We start from the raw sequence: 16987 nt of genomic DNA, 5'->3' as shown, positions 1-16987 counted from the left end.
TCAGCTTGATCGGTAACTATGAAATTTGCCGGGAAAATGACGGAAACCGGGCCAAGCCGTGCCGTTTCAGCGGCCCAGTTGTTGTTTCAACTGCAAAAGGTTCGGGTCCTCTGGGATGATCCCTAACCCCTGCTCCAGAACATCGCGTGCGGCCTGAGGCCCACGATTGATCTGCGCCAGTTGCACCAGCATTGGCCAGGCTTCGGCGCGTTGCGGGTCCAGCGCAACGACCTCTTGAAACGCCCGCTCGGCAGCTGGAGCATTGCGGAACGTCAGGGCCATACCGCCAAGCACGAGATGCGTTTCAGGAAAATCCAGACGGTTGGAAATCGCCGACTGCCACTCGGACATGCCCTGCCCCGACAATTGCTGTTGTTCCGCAGTCAGGGCCTGCGGCGGAATGTTCAGAAACTCTTTTGCCGCCGAAATGCGGACGTTTCGCAACGGGTCGGACAGCAGCGGCTCAAGCCGTTGGATTTGATCGGGCAAGCTGGCCTGACGCTGCAACGGCGCTGCGTTTGCGCGAACCAGAGCGTCCTCGTCCTCCAAAAGCCCAGCCGTTCTGGCCGCTATATCAACGGACCCAAAAGGTTGAAGCAGATAGGTGGCCGTGGCGCGCACGATACCGGGTTGATCACGGTCGGTCGCAATGTCCAGAAGTTCCTCCGGCCCATCCGCGCGACCCAACGCTGCCGCCTGAAAGGCCGTCCCGAAATGCGGCTTTCGATGCGCGCTGTCGGGGAACCAGCCTTCGATCTGCTGGGCGGCCCATGTCTGATCCTGATCCGAATGGCAATCGGTGCAGGCGTCCTGCCCAAGCCCCAAATCGGGACGAGGAACACGGAAACTGTGATCGCGCCTACCGTCGACACCCATATAGACACGCTCGATCATATGGCAGGACTTGCACTGCGCACCCTCGCTATTCGCTGGGTGATTGTGATGTTCCGGCACATCGTACTCTTTGGCAGCCAGAGTTGGAAACTTGGGATTCGCGGCAGGCGAGTGACACTGCGTACACACCCCGTTTCCATCTGCCCTCAGACTTGCGCTATGCGGCTCGTGACAATCCATGCAACCTACGCCGCGGTCATACATCTTGGATTGCAGGAACGAGCCATAAACATAGACTTCATCCAAAATCTGACCGTCCGGGTGGTACAGCCCGGGACGCAGGACTGCCAGATTATACGCGTCATGATAAGGCGTTCCGGGCAGCGGATTGCCGTCTCCATGCGCCTCACGGCGGGAATGACAGCCGGCACATTGCTGGATCTCAGCCTCGGTCTGCCCTTTACCCCAATCCATCAGGAACCCGGTATCGCCCAGACCCTGCGGCAGACTTTGTCCCCCGACCCAATCGATATGCGCAGAACCCGGGCCATGGCAGCTTTCGCACCCTACCCCGATCTCGGCCTGAACCGAGTCGTATGTTCTGGTTTCAGCGTTGTACTTTTTCTCAAAACCGGTCGCGTGACATTCCGCACACCGCGCATTCCAGTTCTTGTAAGGTCCGGTCCAGTGCAACCCGTCATCAGGGGGTAAATCCTGATCGGGATAGAGGTGAAACCACTGCTTGTTCTCGGTATCCCAAACAACATCGAAACTCTGCAACCGGCCGGGTTCTGTTTCGAACAAGTATTGCTGCAACGGTTCAATGCCGACGACGGAATGTACGCCGTATTCGGTGGTCACCCCGTCCTTTTCCGTGACTTTCGCACTCAACGCGCCTTCGGTGTCGTTGAATTCAACCGACATCCCGTCATGGTCGAATTGCGTTCCGTCAAAATCGGCAACTACAGCCCCGTCTTCAACCTCTGTCCAGGACAGTGCGTGGTGGGATTTGGACCATGCCGCCGCCTCGTCCTTGTGGCATTCGGCACATTGATCCGACCCGACATAGGCCGGAGACTGGCCAAAGGCGGCCACAGGCACAAACAGCCCGACGCACAACGTCAGAAATTTCACTGAGAACCCCGATCCTGATTGTCTTCCAGATCCATCAAAGCGCCGTTGTATTCGGCACCAAGGATCAGAATTGCCGCGCACAGGTACAAAAAGATCAGCGCCGCCATGACGCCCGCCAAACCCGCATACGTGGCGCTGTAGCTGGCGAATTGCGCGATATAGATCGAGAACCCCCACCCGCCGGCCGCCCACAAGGCCAACGTCAGAACAACACCCGGCAGTATTTGCATCAGCCTGTGCCGCCGCGTTGGCAGGATCAGATGCGCCAACAGGACAGTGCCCGCCGGAACCGCGACCGTGAAGGTCCAGCGCAACCTGTCCACCGACAACCAGTCCGAGACATTCACATCAGTCTTCTCGCTCACCAATTGGGTGTATGCAGGCAAAACGACTTCGACCGCTGCAATGCCTAGAATGGCAACACCACCAACAATCACCAGCCCCAGGCACAGCAACCGGGTTTTCCAGAACGGCCAAACGTCGCTGTCGTGATAAGCCTGGTTCATCGCCGCCCGCACCGCCATCACGCCGTTCGAGGCGAAGAAGATCGCCAAAAGACCACCCAGCGTTATAACGCCCGAGCCGGATTCCTGCAGAACGGCCCGCAATTCAGCCACGATCGGCCCCGCGACGTCTTTGGGCCACGCCCCAAACACAAGCTCGATCAGTTCGTCGGTGACATAACCCTGAGACAACGACCCCGCCAAAGCCACAGTGAACAACACAAATGGAAACAAGGCCATCATCAGAGACATGGCGACGTGGCTGCTCATCACGAACCCGTTTTTGTTGTTGAACCGCCCTACGGCCAGCCACAGGGCTTGAAACGGTTTACCAACGAAAGGAATCACACGTGCATTCATGCGCTCAGCCTAACCCGCCTCGGCTTTGCTCTGAAATGGCAAATCCCTTCAGAACGTAAATTATCTGGCCCAAATGTTTGGGCACATTGCAGAATCTCGACCAGCGGTGCAGGATCATCTTCCAGAGCGACCACCAATCGTTGTAACGTGCCACGCGGCATCACAGGCGGGCTAAGCGATGACTTTGGAACCTGATCAGAACACGGGCGGCCCGCGGCTAAGGCTGTCGGTTGTCCGCGATACGACAATTGTTGCCACGCTGATTGTGCTGGGACTTTACGCCGGCTCGGCTTTTTTGATCCCGCTGACCATGGCTTTGTTGATCAACGTTTTGATTATCGCTCTGAGCGACCGGGTTATCTCGATGGCGCGGGTGCCCGTCTGGCTGGCCAACATCGCCGCGGTCACAGTTGTTTTGGCTGGTTTGTTCGTGATCATGTACATCCTCGGCAGCCAGGCGACGCAGTTCGCCCGATCCATCAGCACGTATGAAACCCAATTCGACGGCGCCGTGAACCGGGTCACGGGGCTGGTTGGCAATGACGTCACCACGTTTATCCGTGACAATCTGGTCAGTATCGATATGTCCTATGTCGCGCGTGTGTTGCTCAGCAGTGCAACATCGTTGCTGAACCAGTTTTTCCTGATCAGCCTGTACGTGGCCTTCCTGATGGCCGAGCGTCTGGCCTTTCGCAAAAAGATACAACTGGCTGCGGGCAATCCCGAAACCGGGGCCGAATTCACCACAATTCTGGATGCGATCACATTCAGCCTGCAGCGCTATGTCGGGGTAAAAACCTTCATCAGTCTGGTCACCGCGGGCATCAGTTACTCGGTCTTCAAGGCGCTTGGACTTGAATACGCCGAGACATGGGCCGTGCTGACATTTGCGCTGAACTTCATCCCGTCAATCGGTTCGATCATCGCGGTGATTTTTCCTGCCATGATTGCGCTGGTTCAATATGAAACGATCGGGCCTTTCCTGATCATCGTGCTTGGCTGCGGCACCATCCAGTTTCTGATCGGCAATTTTGTGGACCCCGCCTTGCTGGGCCGGTCGCTGAACATGTCTACGTTTCTGGTGATCCTCGCGCTGACGTTCTGGACAACCGTTTGGGGGCTTATCGGTGCGTTCCTGAGTGTTCCGTTGACTGTCTGCATTCTGATCATCTTCAGCCATATTCCTGCGCTTAGACCGGTGGCTATTCTGATGTCTCTTGATGGCCGCCTTGGTGATGACAACGTGCCTGCACGGACTCAATAACCTGTGCATAGCCCGATTTTCATAGGGTCCGAAATCTATCGCCATTCGACCTATGGATCTAAACACCCGCTGGCCATCCCGCGCGTTTCCACGGTCATGGACCTGTGCCGCGCGCTGGGCTGGATCAATTCGAAAAATTACAGGGTCAGCCCACGCGCAAAACCCGACGCGTTGTACCGCTTTCACACGCCGGACTACATTGATGCGCTGCAGGCTGCGGAAAGAACTCAATGCGTCTCGGATGACGTGCGCACGACCTATGCGCTGGGCACATTGTCCAACCCGATATTCCCCGAGATGTATCGACGACCGGCTACAGCGGCCGGAGGATCGATGCTGGGCGCCGAACTGATCCGCGACGGCGGCATCGTATTTAATCCTGCCGGCGGAACACACCACGGCTTGCCCGACCGTGCCAATGGCTTTTGCTATCTGAACGACCCGGTGCTGGCGATCCTGACACTGTTGCGAATGGGCCTGGACCGGATTGTCTACGTCGATATCGACGCCCATCACTGCGACGGGGTCGAGGCCGCCTTTCAGGGTTCAGACACGGTTCGGATGATCTCCATTCATGAAGCCCGCCGTTGGCCGTTCACCGGCAGGCTTGATGATGACGCGGATGGCGCGGCGTTCAACCTTCCGGTGTCCAGAAACCTCAACGATGATGAATTTGACGCCATTCTCGACCAGCTTATCCTACCTGCCACCGCGGCCTTCAAACCGCAGGCCCTTGTCATTCAATGTGGTGCCGATGCGGTTGCCGAGGATCCGTTGTCTCGACTGGCGCTGTCAAACAACTCTCACTGGAAGGCCGTTGCCGCGCTGAAGGGCATTGCGCCCCGGGTTCTGGTTCTGGGCGGCGGCGGGTATAACCCATGGTCGGTTGGCCGCTTGTGGACCGGTGTTTGGGCCACATTGAATGACTTTGATATCCCCAATGCGCTGGGCGTGGACGCACAGGCCATCCTTAAAGCCCTGAACTGGAGCCGGGCAGCCGGTCGAAACCCTCCGATCCATTGGCTTCAAACCCTGCGTGACACACCAAACAACGGTCCTATCCGGCCAGAACTAAATGAGGACTTGCACCGACTGACCGCGCGGATTTCACAGTAGATCGGCGAAATAAAGGCTGCTAACATACCGCTGCTACGACACATTTTCTAATTACCGCACAAAATAACAAAGTCAGTTTGGAAAATTGACGTCGATTGGACCCGCCAAATGAATGCACTTAATCAGATAAATGATCTCAAAGCCCGAATGGGACAATCCATTATCGGACAGACTGACGTGATCGACCGCCTGCTGATCGGGATGTTGGCCAACGGAAACTTGCTGATCGAAGGGCTTCCCGGTTTGGCCAAGACCCGCGCGGTCAAGGCAATGGCCCGCAATCTGGACGCACGTTTCAGCCGGATTCAGTTCACTCCAGATCTGCTGCCATCGGACGTTACGGGGACCGAGGTGTTTCAGCAGACCGATGACGGTGGCACATTCCGTTTCGAGCCAGGCCCCATCTTCGCCAATATCGTTCTCGCGGACGAAATCAACCGCGCGCCCGCCAAGGTTCAGGCTGCGTTGCTTGAAGCGATGGAGGAACGGCAGGTAACCGTCTCGGGAACCACGCATAAAATGGAACCGCTGTTTATTGTGATGGCGACCCAGAACCCGATTGAACAGGAAGGCACCTATCCCTTGCCCGAAGCGCAGATGGACCGGTTCCTGATGCACGTTCAGATCACTTACCCTCCGGTCGAGGATGAGGTTGAGGTGATCCGCTTGGTTCGCGGGGAAGAGATTTCTGCGGGCAAGGGCGCATCCAAAGATACACCACCAGCAATCCCTCAGGACGCTGTTTTTGCTGCACGGGCCGAAATCGGCCAGATCCACGTATCCGACGCAATGGACCGCTACATGGCCGATCTGGTGCAGGCCACGCGAACGCCCGGCGCGCTCAGTGACGAGCTGGCCAGCTGGATCGACATAGGAGCAAGCCCACGCGCCTCGCTGGCATTGGACAAATGCGGTCGCGCGCATGCCTGGATGAACCAACGCGACTATGTCGACCCCGTCGATATTCGCGCCATCGCACATGATGTATTCCGCCACCGCATCACCCTGAGCTTCGAGGCACAAGGAAGCGCCAAATCGGCGGATGATGTGATTTCGGAAATCCTGCAGCTTGTTGCGCTGCCCTGAAACCAAAGGAAAGCCGCGTGTCCCAGACCGCCGCATATCCCGACGACCCACGCATACACGTTGATGCGGACCACCTGTTAAAGCTGGGCCCAAAATCCCGCGCGATTAGCCTGCTGCCCAGGCAACCGGCCCGTTCGATCCTTAACGGTCGCCATGCCTCGCGCCTGCGGGGGCGCGGCCTGAACTTTGAGGAACTGCGATACTACTTGCCCGGGGATGACATCCGCACGATCGACTGGAAAGTGACCGCGCGCACCGGAGAGCCCCATGTTAGGGTCTATACCGAGGAACGCGACCGCCCCGCCCTTTTGCTTGTGGACCAGCGCGTTTCGATGTTTTTCGGCACGCAAGTCTACATGAAATCGGTCATCGCAGCCGAAGCCGCGGCGATCGCGGCGCACCGGGTGCTGGGGCAAGGCGACCGGGTCGGCGGGATCGTCTTTGGCGATACTGATGTGGCCGAGCACCGACCCCAACGCCGACCCGCTGCACTGACGCGGTTCCTGTCGTCGGTGGGCGCGCTGAATTCAAACCTACGTGCAACGCTGCGGGATGAACCAACCGTGGCGTTGAATGATGTACTGAAACAGGCCGCGCGGATCGCGCATACCAATACTTTGGTGTGTGTCTTTTCCGATTTCGATCGGCTGAACGAGGTGTCAGAGAAACTACTTAGCAGACTTTCCGCCTCGAATGATCTGATATTGTTCAATATTTCTGACCCCAGTTCGCGTGAACTTGCCCCGAACCTTCAGCTTACGGTGTCCGATGGCGACCGTCAGATTGAGCTCGACAGCTCGGACCCCGACTTGTCGCACCGAATAAGAACAGCGCTGGAAGATCGCGTTGCTCAACTGCAGACGTGGTCGCGCCGCTATGGGTTTCCGGTCGTGCCTCTGACCACTGCGGAACCAACGCTCGACCAGTTGCTCAAGCTATTTGGTCATTCCGGAGGCCGAAGATGAGCGTCGATGTCGAAGGCAAATCACTGGTCGACCTGCTGGACATGCTGGAACCTGCCCCGGTGCCCGAGCCCATATCCATGATGCCGCAGACCTGGGGATGGGGCGTTTTAGCCTTAATCCTTGCTGGGCTTATCATCCTTGGCGTTTATGCCTTTCTTCGCCACCGACAGTTGAATGCATACCGGCGTGAAGCGTTGATCGAATTGGCCGCGTCAGACAATGACGCCGCAAAGATAGCCGAGATACTCCGCCGCACGGCTCTGGCTGCATATCCACGTCGGAAAGTCGCTGCATTGCATGGAGAAGAATGGACAAACTTCCTAAACCAAACCTCTGATAATGTTACCTTTACTGATGGCGCTGGCCGCCAACTTTTGGAAGCACCATACAGAGATGTAAAAGCCGATCCTGATCTGGAAATCCTCGCGCGAAATTGGATCAAGTCCCATAAGCGGGAAAGGACAGCGTGATGTTCTCCTTTGCCGCGCCTTGGGTTTTTCTCCTGCTCCCGTTGCCATTTTTAGTGTATCGGCTTGCCCCACCGTATCGCGAAAAAAGCAGCTCGATCCGCATCCCATTCTTTCGCCATGTCGTACAGGCCGCTGGAGTTGAACCCAAGTCAGGATCCGTCATTCCCCGCCGAGCACGGTTTCAGTCCGCCACAATCGCATTAATCTGGCTTCTCTTGGTAGCAGCCATGGCCCGCCCCGAAAAACTTGGTGAACCATTGGTTATCGAAAAGTCGGCGCGCGACGTGGTGCTTGCCTTGGACATTTCAGGATCAATGGACCAGCGGGACTTCACAACAACGGACGGCGCTCCAAAGCAACGACTGGCCGCGGTTAAGGATGTGCTGCGTCAATTTATTGCCGAACGCCAAGGCGACCGGATGGCTTTGATCATCTTTGGTACTCGGGCCTTTGTTCAAGCCCCTTTCACCGAAGATCTGAACAGTTTGAATGGGTTCCTGGATCAAACTCAAGTTGGCATGGCCGGTCCCAATACCGCGTTGGGGGATGCAATTGGTCTGGGCATACGCACCTTTGACTCCAGCGAGGTCGACCAGCGCCTGATGATCGTTTTAAGCGACGGGGCGGATACGTCCAGCCGCATGACGCCGGTAAATGCCGCAGCAATCGCGGCCGAGAAAGGCGTCGTCATCTACACGATCGGCGTTGGTGATCCAGACGCCTCGGGCGAGGACCGGGTGGATCTGGATGCCTTGAAGGACATTGCAGACCGTACGGGCGGCGAATACTTTTTTGCAGACGACGAAGAGGCATTGGCTGACACATACGCACGCATTGACGAACTCAATCCCCGCGTCGTGGAAACACAAAGCTATAGACCACGTGAAAGCCTTGCACATTACCCGCTTGCGTTGGCATTGCTGACAATGCTCGTCACTATGACCGGTCAACTTGTAATCCAGCGGCGCCGAGGTGCAGCATGAGCGACGCGTTGGCGGATTTCCATTTCTTGCGAGCCTCTTGGCTGCTGTTCCTCATCCCTATTGCGATACTCTGGTGGGTGATGCGGCCCAAACCCAATTCGCACTCCCAATCCATAACCGGCATCGCGCCGCACCTTGCCGCCGCCCTGACCCTGGGGGCAGAAAACAAGAAGCGTGTGTACCCGATAGACGTCGCGATGATCGCAGCAATCTTTGTCACCTTAGCCGCGGCCGGACCGACATGGTCACGGGCCCCGAACCCTTTGGTCGCGGACACGGCACCGCTGGTAATAGCACTGAAGGTCACGGACAGTATGAAGGACCCGGACCTGCCACCATCCCGGCTGGATCGGGCCAAGTTCAAAGTGACTGATCTTATCAATGCACGTGTCGGAGCACAGACGGCGTTGATTGCCTACGCCGGAACCCCACACAGCGTTGCTCCCCTGACCGAAGACGCCAACATCCTGCGCCCGCTTTTGGAGGGCCTCGCGCCAGCAGTCATGCCAAAACAAGGGGATGCAGCCGCAGACGCACTGACCCTTGCCGAAACGATCCTGAACGACAGTGATACACCCGGCGCAGTCCTGTTTGTTCTGGACGATCTGGACCCGTCTCAACTCTCTGCTTTTGAGAACACAACCGTGCCCGTGTTTTTTCTGACAATGCTGCCGAACGGTCAAAACATCGCTCAGTTAAGTGATCTGAGGACCGCGACGGTTGTTCCATTCTCTAACGATGAACGTGATATCAATCGCTTAGAGCGTCAAATTCAATCCGCTTACACTGCGGCGCTGGACGACGATGATCGATTGGACTGGCAGGAGAGAGGGTGGATGTTGGCCTGGCCCGCCGCGTTTTTGTCGTTGCTTTGGTTCCGGCGCGGTTGGGTGATCCGTTTGTTGTTGCTGGCAGTGATTTTTGCGGCTCCATCAGGACCCGCAAAAGCCGATGGTTGGCGAGATTGGTTCCTGACCCCGGATCAACAGGGACAGATTGCGATGAACCAGAAACGCTACGTTCAGGCGGCAGAGCTGTTTGGAGACCCATACCACAGGGGGTATGCACAGCTGAAAGCAGGTCAGTACCCCGAAGCCGCGGCAGTCTTTGCCGAACTGGACACACCCGAGGCTGCCTTTTCCGAGGGAATGGCGCGCATTCGAAACCGCGAGTACAGGCCGGCCATAGCAGCGTTTGAAACAGCTTTGGAGCGTCGACCAGACTGGTCCGAAGCGCAGCACAACCTGGAAGTTTCCAAAGCTATCCTCGACTTCGTTGAAACAACCCGGGAGCAGTCGGACACAGGCGAAGAAGCGGGCATCGGGGCCGATGACACAGTCTTTGACAATGAAGCCGGGCGCGGCGAGGACACGACCATTCAGGCCCCGACCGAAGGTGCGCAGGCTATGTCTGCCGATCAGTGGATCAGCACGATCGACACAGATATGCAGGACTTTCTGCGAAATCGCTTCCTGTTGGAAAATCAGGAGCAGCAGCAATGAGATACCTCATATTCCTCATGCTGTTTTTCCCGCTACAACTGGGCGCGCAGACAGGTGTTCAACCGCAGGTCACAGCCGAGGCACCGACCGATCCGGTTACTGTCGGGCAACCGGCCATCGTACGGATAAAAGTACTTGTCCCCACTTTCATGCCGTCCCCGCCGGTTTTTCCGTCGCTCGAACAAGAAAACATGCTTGTTCGCCTGCCTGAGCGTGCTTCCGGCCCAATCAGCGAAACTGTGGATGGCGAGACCTGGTCCGGTGTTCAACGCAGCTACCGTCTGTATCCGCTTCAGGCTGGGCCGATTGAATTCGGCAAGCAAGAGGTTGTGGTGACCTTTGCCGATCCCGAAACGAATGCTCCAACGACGGTCAGTGTTCCCTTGCCCGAAATGGCCTTGAACGCCGTTGTACCAGAGGGCGCTCGCGATCTGGACCCGCTGATCCTGGCCACGGGGTTCACGGTCGACCAGCAGATCGACGGATCAACCGATATGGAAAACGGGGGTGCCATCACCCGACGCCTGACCGCAAAAATTGCCGGCACGACGCCCCTTCTGGTGCCTGAATTGATCCCCGACATGCAGGACCCGCTGCTGAGCGCTTATCCGAAAGAGCCGCGTTTTACCGAAAGCGAAGACCGGGGCGTTCTGTCCGGGCAGCGCGTTGATGAGATCGTCTACCTTGCGCAGCAAGGTGGCCAGACCCAACTGCCGCCTGTCACGATCCGGTGGTACAATCTGGATACCAATCAGGTTGAGAACATTGATATCGGTGCAGTTGAACTAACGCTTGCGCCACCGGAGTGGCAACCGCCGGATGCAGATACGATTTTCAGGTTGCTCGCCTTGGCGGCCGCGTTGACGCTGGTTATTTGGGGCTTGGTACGGTTCCTTGGTCCGCGTGTCAAAAGATGGAAAAAAGCGCGGCGGGACAGATATCAGAAATCTTCGGACTTTGCGCTGGATGCATTGAGGAAAGCCTTGCAAGCGCATGATATCTCAATGTCTTATTCCGCCTTGGAATTGTGGAAACTGCGCAGCGATGCGCCCGAAAAGGCAATTGGACTGCAGGAACAACTGGCTAGGATCGGGGCCGCAAAATACTCATCCCGCACCGGCTCAAACCCCAAGGATTGGGCTGCGGCATTGTCCGAACTCAAGGGTATGAAACAGGCGGAACACCGCGCTTGGAACTCGTTACCGCCGCTTAACCCGTAAGGTCAGCACTGGCAGGCGGCGATCAGCTTGCGCCTATCCTTAAGCCGTACGCGGCCATACCCAAGCTCGATCAATCCCAGCTCTACCAAGTTGTGCAATTTACGGTGTAGCGTAGGCAACGACACTGCCACCATTTCGGCCAGTTCATCCTGTGACACGACGATCCACCCATCGGATTTTGAGGCCCCTTCATCCAGGTGTAAAAGGCGCAGAACCAACCGTTTTTCCGCCCCGGTCACCGCCAGATTTGCCATGATACGCAGCGCAGTTTGCATGTTCTCATGCGATAAAGCATAGAAATCACGAACATATTCGGGGTTGTCACGAACAAGTCGGTCCAGCCGCCGAGATGGAAAAAACAATGCCCGCGTTTTCTGTGTCGCAACAACACTTACCAGTCGGTTGGACTCGGCTAACAACGCAAGATCACCGATCCAGAACCCGCCACCCTGTCTGTGGACAACGAAGTCCTGTCCATCATCCGCAGGTGCAGTGATTTGAACGGAACCCTCTAGAACCGCAAAGACCCCGTTGGCGGGATCTCCGTAGTTATACAGCGCCTCACCCTCATCGAAAGATTTTGCGACCCCACATGCAAGTAAATCCGATTGAAAGCTTGCGCCTCGCGCCCCGAACCACCCTGAGGCAAGCAGCATCTGTCGGTCACGTGGGTTTTCAAACATTAGTATTCATCAATCTCATCATATGATAGGTTTCCGAGCATTGTCATAGCCTAAGGTAAGGCTATTCGATTCTCGACGTAATGTGAATTTTTCCTACCGGGAATCAATACGTTGTTGGCGGAAAAGATAGTCACCGCCATCAATTACTTTTAGATCAACGGATCATTAAGATCCGGCCAATTCAGGAGTAGACCATGTCACCACCCCTATTGATTGCAGATAGTTGGCGCGGCACATTGCGCAAATTCGCCGTAGCTTCCGTCGCGGTTGCGCTGGCCCTGCCCGCCTGGGCCCAGGATCAAAAGCCCAATATTCTTGTGATCTGGGGCGACGACATCGGACAATCCAATATCTCGGCCTATACGATGGGCCTGATGGGATACCAGACGCCGAACATCGACCGTGTCGCGAAAGAAGGCATGATCTTTACCGACTATTATGGTGAACAATCCTGCACCGCCGGTCGCTCATCTTACATTATGGGCCAGTCTGTTTTCCGCACGGGCCTGTCGAAAGTTGGCCTGCCGGGCGCTGATCTGGGTATGCAGGTCGAAGACCCGACCATTCCGGGTTTGCTGAAGGACCACGGCTATGTGACCGGTCAGTTTGGTAAAAACCACCTTGGCGACAAAGATGAGCATTTACCGACAAACCACGGTTTTGATGAGTTTTTCGGAAATCTCTACCACCTGAATGCCGAAGAAGAACCGGAGAATGAAGACTATCCGGGCGATGCGGTTCTGGCCGATGGACGCACGTTCCGAGAAGCCTATGGCCCGCGCGGCGTGATCAAATCCAAAGCGGACGGAACCATCGAAGACACCGGCCCGCTGACCAAGAAGCGCATGGAGACCGTTGACGATGAAACCGTCGCAGCCGCGATTGACTTCATCAAGCGGGCACACGAGCAAGGTCAGCCTTTCTATGTCTGGTGGAACGGCACGCGTATGCACTTCCGTACCCACGTCAAAGATGAAATGCGCCAACAGGCCAACGAGATCTTTGGTGGCGTTGCTGACGAATACACAGCTGGCATGATCGAACATGACATGCATGTCGGGCAATTGCTGGACCTGCTGGACGAGCTTGGCATCGCGGACAACACCATCGTGCACTATTCGACCGACAATGGTCCGCACATGAACACATGGCCGGATGCTGCTGCGACGCCGTTCTGGGGTGAAAAGAACACCAACTGGGAAGGCGGTTGGCGCGTTCCGTCAATGGTTCGCTGGCCTGGTCAGATCGAAGCGGGCTCGATCACCAATGAGATCGTGCACCACATGGACTGGCTGCCGACATACCTGGCGGTTGCTGGCGACCCGGACATCAAGGAAAAGCTGAAAACTGGCTATAGCTCGTCCGGCATGGGCCGTGACTACAAGGTGCATCTGGATGGATATAACATCCTGCCCATGCTGACCGGCGAAACAACCGAAAGCCCACGCGCCGAGATTTTCTATTTCTCGGATGATGGTGACCTGACGGCTCTGCGCTATGACGACTGGAAGCTGATCTTCCTTGAGCAGAAAGCATGGGCGACCCTGCGTGCATGGATCGAGCCCTGGACCGAGCTGCGTATTCCTCTGATCGTGAACCTGCGTCGTGACCCTTATGAGCGCGCCTATCGCACCTCCAACACATATTATGACTGGTTGTTGGATCGGGCATATTTCCTGGTTCCGGCACAGGAATACGTGGGCAACTTCCTGGCAACCTTCCAGGAATTCCCGCCGCGCCAGAAAGCGGCAAGCTTCAACCTGGATCAGGTCATGGACAAGCTGACGACACCGACAAACAACTAAGTCGTATCTAAAATCCAATCGGGCCGCCCCTTAAAAGGCGGCCCTTTTCATCTTGAAATTGAACGAGAAATTCATGCGACATTTTGTTCTAAGCGCCCTGCTGTCCTGTGTCCCTCTGTCCCTGCTTGCGGACCCTCTGCCCAGTTGGACCGAGACCGAAAGCAAAGACAGGATCATCGAGTTTGTCGCCGCCGTGACCGACCCACAGCGCCCGGAATACGTGACGCCGGCTGAAAGGATCGCCGTTTTCGACAATGACGGCACGCTTTGGGCCGAACAGCCTGTGTATTTTCAACTAATCTTTGCGATGGACCGGCTAGCTCAGATGGCTGAGGATGACCCCTCGATCCTGACTACGCCCGTTTTGCAGGCCGCAGCGACAGGCGATCTGAAGACGGTCGCGGAAGGTGGTCATGATGCTTTGATCGAGGTGTTGAATGCCTCGCACTCAGGTGTCTCAGTGAATGATTTCCAAGCTTCCGTAGCCGACTGGCTGGAAACCGCCCGCCACCCGGAAACCGACCTGCCCTTTGACCAGATGACCTATCAGCCGATGGTCGAGTTGCTGCGGTATCTGCGAGACAAAGGGTTCAAGACCTACATCGTCTCCGGCGGTGGAGTACACTTTATGCGCGTCTTCGCCGAAGACGCTTATGGCATTCCGCCCGAACAGATTCTGGGTACATACATGGACACCACTTATGACAGCGCGGAAGGCGAACCGGTTATCACCAAAGCCGATGGCATCGCTTTTGTGGACGACAAAGAAGGCAAACCGATCAACATCGAGAGGACGATCGGCAGACGCCCGATTCTGGCCGGGGGAAATTCGGATGGCGATTTTGCCATGTTGGAATGGACCACGGCAGGCGATGGGCCACGGTTGGGTGTTTTGATTCACCATACCGATGCAGAACGAGAGTGGGCCTATGACCGGGAAAGCTCAATCGGCAAACTGGTCGATGGATTGGACAAAGGGCCAGACATGGGTTGGGTGATTGTAGATATGGCGCAAGACTGGTCGCGCATCTACACTGGGGCGAACTGAACCACCACGGAGCCCGATAACCCTATGTGGACACTGCTTGTTTCCGCCTTCGTCTTTGCGCTTTATACAACAGCAGTTTTCTTTTCTGTCCGCGCGGCCCAAACCGCGCGGACACCTCAGGGCGCGGTCGGTTGGGTGGTCTTCCTGATCTCGGCCCCGATGTTTGGCGTGCCGCTTTACCTGTTTTTGGGACATCATAGATTTCGGGGTTACCGTATCGCGCGCAAGGAAAGTCAGCGCGTGGTTCAGGGGATCAAGACTTTCGCCGACTACTCAAAACCCGATGCCGACAAATTGCTTATCAACCCCAAACCGTTCGAGGCGCTGGCGCATATGCCCGTGTCGCGCGGCAACGGGGCAGAGCTGTTGGTCGATGGCCAGGCCACCTTCGATGCGATTTTTGAGGCGATTGATGCGGCCAAGACTTACGTCCTGATCCAGTTCTATATCGTTCGGGCCGATGCGCTGGGTCAGAAGCTGAAAGACAAGTTGATCGAAGCAGCCAAACGCGGAGTCAGCGTCCGGTTCATGATGGATGCCGTAGGCAGTTACGCCCTTTCCAATGACTACATCGAAGAGATGCGCGAGGCCGGTATCGCGGTTTCGGATCCAAAAGAACAACGCGGACCAAAATTCCGTTTCCAATTGAACTACCGCAACCACCGCAAAACCGTGGTTATCGACGGCGAAACGGGATTTATCGGCGGTCACAACATCGGGGTCGAGTATCTGGGCGAAGACCCGCATTTCGGACATTGGCGCGACACCCATGTCAGGTTGACCGGCCACATAGTCCGGCAATTGCAGTTGATCTTCATCGAAGACTGGCATTGGGCGCATGAAGAAGATCTGATCGACCAGTTGGATTGGGCCGGGTCCGAGGCGGATCAGGATATCAACGCATTGCTGGTCGCAACAGGCCCGGGCGATGAAACCGAAACCGGGTCGATGATGTTCTTCGCCGCCATCACTGAGGCACGGAACCGGATCTGGATCGCATCGCCGTATTTCGTACCCGACATCGATATCATGACCGCCCTGAAACACGCAGCTTTGCGTGGTGTCGATGTTCGTATTCTTGTGCCCGACGCCATTGATCACCGCCTGCCGTGGCTGGCGGCTTTTGCCTATTTTGATGAAGTTCGCGCCTGTGGTGCACAAGTCCTGCGTTACACGCACGGGTTCATGCATCAAAAAGTCTTCGTTGTGGATGACTCACTGGCCGCAGTGGGCACGACCAATCTGGACAATCGATCATTTCGGTTAAATTTCGAGGCAATGGCCCTGTTCTTTGATCCCCAGACAACCGCCGCAGTCGATGCGATGCTGCAAGACGATTTTGCCAAAAGCTATGAGCTGACGCGCTATCTGGAACAGCAACCCGTGCATATACGTCTCGGCGCTCCGCTGGCGCGACTATTCTCGCCCATCCTTTAGGCCATGAACCTTTCCTGGAACACCCGGGTCATAAGGGCGACCATATAGGCCGTGGACAACCCAAAGGCCAACAGGCCTGTAACTGCAGCAAATGTACCGAAAATCCGCAGGTCTTCGCCCAAGACGATGTCGCCGTAGCCAAGCGTTGTGAACGACACCAGCGAGAAATACAGCGCCGTGTTCCAGTCGGGCAGTACATCGCCGAACACCCAGACGATGGCCCAAATCCAGACCTGAATGGTGTGGGTCGCGACGATAAAGGCCAGCGCGGTTGCAATTGGTCCGGCCGTTGCCAAAATTGCACCTCTGGCTTCCCAACGCTCGATCAGCCTGTTGATGGCTAGCGTGCACATTGTCAGAAGAAAGATTTCGACCAGAAAGCAAAGCCCGAGAAACGTGCTGCCCCAAAGGATCTGCTGTGACAAGGTCATGTTTTCGCATCCTGAATTGTACCGACGACGGATCGCCTCACAATGACCTGCACTTTCGGCTGAGACAACCCGATCACCCATGTTCATAGTGCGGCGAAAGGAACCTATGACGTGTCAGCGCTGGACAGTTGGCGAAACTGTTGCAA

General features: G+C 56.4%; 15 protein-coding genes. 11 read left to right on the top strand and 4 right to left on the bottom strand.

The genetic code is table 11. The features are described from left to right. Window positions 1-66 precede the first annotated feature (66 nt). Complete coding sequence (locus AC2FFH_RS04115; protein WP_496764793.1) at window positions 67-1968, bottom strand: multiheme c-type cytochrome; 1902 nt, start codon at window positions 1966-1968, stop codon at window positions 67-69. Further along, window positions 1965-2831 (bottom strand): YihY/virulence factor BrkB family protein, encoded by an 867-nt coding sequence (locus tag AC2FFH_RS04110; RefSeq protein WP_496764791.1) that lies wholly within the window; start codon window positions 2829-2831, stop codon window positions 1965-1967. Before AC2FFH_RS04110 ends, AC2FFH_RS04115 begins: the two co-directional genes overlap by 4 nt. 178 nt (window positions 2832-3009) lie before the next feature. Here AC2FFH_RS04110 and AC2FFH_RS04105 point away from each other — a divergent pair, with 178 nt between their 5' ends. The 8 genes from AC2FFH_RS04105 to AC2FFH_RS04070 all read left to right on the top strand — a co-directional run bounded on the left by AC2FFH_RS04105 (window position 3010) and on the right by AC2FFH_RS04070 (window position 11437). After that, window positions 3010-4095, top strand: coding sequence for an AI-2E family transporter (locus AC2FFH_RS04105; RefSeq protein WP_496727108.1), 1086 nt, complete (start codon window positions 3010-3012; stop codon window positions 4093-4095). A gap of 3 nt (window positions 4096-4098) precedes the next feature. Continuing rightward, a complete protein-coding gene (locus AC2FFH_RS04100; protein ID WP_496764789.1) occupies window positions 4099-5211 on the top strand; it encodes an acetoin utilization protein AcuC in 1113 nt (370 codons plus the stop codon). Window positions 5212-5319: 108 nt separating this feature from the next. Then, window positions 5320-6297 (top strand): AAA family ATPase, encoded by a 978-nt coding sequence (locus AC2FFH_RS04095; RefSeq protein ID WP_496843799.1) that lies wholly within the window; start codon window positions 5320-5322, stop codon window positions 6295-6297. 17 nt (window positions 6298-6314) lie between these two features. Continuing rightward, window positions 6315-7262 (top strand): DUF58 domain-containing protein, encoded by a 948-nt coding sequence (locus AC2FFH_RS04090; RefSeq protein ID WP_496843798.1) that lies wholly within the window; start codon window positions 6315-6317, stop codon window positions 7260-7262. Further along, on the top strand, window positions 7259-7732 hold the full coding sequence (locus tag AC2FFH_RS04085; RefSeq protein WP_496843797.1) for a DUF4381 domain-containing protein: 474 nt from the start codon (window positions 7259-7261) through the stop codon (window positions 7730-7732). The genes AC2FFH_RS04090 and AC2FFH_RS04085 overlap by 4 nt, the downstream gene beginning before the upstream one ends. A 227-nt stretch (window positions 7733-7959) precedes the next feature. Then, window positions 7960-8715, top strand: coding sequence for a VWA domain-containing protein (locus tag AC2FFH_RS04080; RefSeq protein ID WP_496843796.1), 756 nt, complete (start codon window positions 7960-7962; stop codon window positions 8713-8715). Beyond that, window positions 8712-10217: a VWA domain-containing protein gene (locus tag AC2FFH_RS04075; protein ID WP_496843795.1), complete on the top strand. Its 1506-nt coding sequence runs from the start codon at window positions 8712-8714 to the stop codon at window positions 10215-10217. The genes AC2FFH_RS04080 and AC2FFH_RS04075 overlap by 4 nt, the downstream gene beginning before the upstream one ends. Continuing rightward, window positions 10214-11437, top strand: coding sequence for a hypothetical protein (locus AC2FFH_RS04070; protein ID WP_496843794.1), 1224 nt, complete (start codon window positions 10214-10216; stop codon window positions 11435-11437). Before AC2FFH_RS04075 ends, AC2FFH_RS04070 begins: the two co-directional genes overlap by 4 nt. Before the next feature lie 2 nt (window positions 11438-11439). Here AC2FFH_RS04070 and AC2FFH_RS04065 read toward each other — a convergent pair whose 3' ends face one another. Then, window positions 11440-12093, bottom strand: a complete 654-nt coding sequence (locus tag AC2FFH_RS04065) for a Crp/Fnr family transcriptional regulator (RefSeq protein ID WP_233493432.1) — start codon at window positions 12091-12093, stop codon at window positions 11440-11442. A 221-nt stretch (window positions 12094-12314) separates the two neighbouring features. On the opposite strand from AC2FFH_RS04065, the gene AC2FFH_RS04060 reads away from it, so the two are divergent. The 3 genes from AC2FFH_RS04060 (at window position 12315) to cls (ending at window position 16410) form a co-directional block, all read left to right on the top strand. Then, window positions 12315-13925, top strand: a complete 1611-nt coding sequence (locus tag AC2FFH_RS04060; protein WP_496764767.1) for an arylsulfatase — start codon at window positions 12315-12317, stop codon at window positions 13923-13925. Between the two features lie 73 nt (window positions 13926-13998). Next, entirely contained in the window at window positions 13999-14973 is a 975-nt protein-coding gene (locus tag AC2FFH_RS04055) for an HAD family hydrolase (RefSeq protein ID WP_496764765.1), read from the top strand. 24 nt (window positions 14974-14997) lie between these two features. Beyond that, the gene (gene cls, locus AC2FFH_RS04050; RefSeq protein WP_496764763.1) at window positions 14998-16410 is read left to right on the top strand and encodes a cardiolipin synthase; all 1413 of its coding nucleotides are present in this window, start codon (window positions 14998-15000) and stop codon (window positions 16408-16410) included. On the opposite strand, the gene AC2FFH_RS04045 is transcribed toward cls, so the two are convergent. Continuing rightward, window positions 16407-16841, bottom strand: a complete 435-nt coding sequence (locus AC2FFH_RS04045) for an ion channel (protein WP_109311846.1) — start codon at window positions 16839-16841, stop codon at window positions 16407-16409. The two genes, cls and AC2FFH_RS04045, sit on opposite strands and share 4 nt — an antisense overlap. Window positions 16842-16987: the final 146 nt, after the last annotated feature.

It is taken from the genome of Ruegeria sp. YTSC003 (assembly GCF_059609785.1).
Note: the sequence above shows the minus strand (reverse complement) of the source record. Positions and strands in the feature narration are given on the sequence as shown.

Coding starts and splice junctions, on each gene's coding strand:
- AC2FFH_RS04110 (WP_496764791.1), bottom strand. CDS start 2,831: ATGAATGCACGTGTGATTCCTTTCGTTGGTAAACCGTTTCAAGCCCTG.
- AC2FFH_RS04105 (WP_496727108.1), top strand. CDS start 3,010: ATGACTTTGGAACCTGATCAGAACACGGGCGGCCCGCGGCTAAGGCTG.
- AC2FFH_RS04095 (WP_496843799.1), top strand. CDS start 5,320: ATGAATGCACTTAATCAGATAAATGATCTCAAAGCCCGAATGGGACAA.
- AC2FFH_RS04085 (WP_496843797.1), top strand. CDS start 7,259: ATGAGCGTCGATGTCGAAGGCAAATCACTGGTCGACCTGCTGGACATG.
- AC2FFH_RS04080 (WP_496843796.1), top strand. CDS start 7,960: ATGGCCCGCCCCGAAAAACTTGGTGAACCATTGGTTATCGAAAAGTCG.
- AC2FFH_RS04075 (WP_496843795.1), top strand. CDS start 8,712: ATGAGCGACGCGTTGGCGGATTTCCATTTCTTGCGAGCCTCTTGGCTG.
- AC2FFH_RS04070 (WP_496843794.1), top strand. CDS start 10,214: ATGAGATACCTCATATTCCTCATGCTGTTTTTCCCGCTACAACTGGGC.
- AC2FFH_RS04065 (WP_233493432.1), bottom strand. CDS start 12,093: ATGCTGCTTGCCTCAGGGTGGTTCGGGGCGCGAGGCGCAAGCTTTCAA.
- AC2FFH_RS04060 (WP_496764767.1), top strand. CDS start 12,315: ATGTCACCACCCCTATTGATTGCAGATAGTTGGCGCGGCACATTGCGC.
- AC2FFH_RS04055 (WP_496764765.1), top strand. CDS start 13,999: ATGCGACATTTTGTTCTAAGCGCCCTGCTGTCCTGTGTCCCTCTGTCC.
- cls (WP_496764763.1), top strand. CDS start 14,998: ATGTGGACACTGCTTGTTTCCGCCTTCGTCTTTGCGCTTTATACAACA.
- AC2FFH_RS04045 (WP_109311846.1), bottom strand. CDS start 16,841: ATGACCTTGTCACAGCAGATCCTTTGGGGCAGCACGTTTCTCGGGCTT.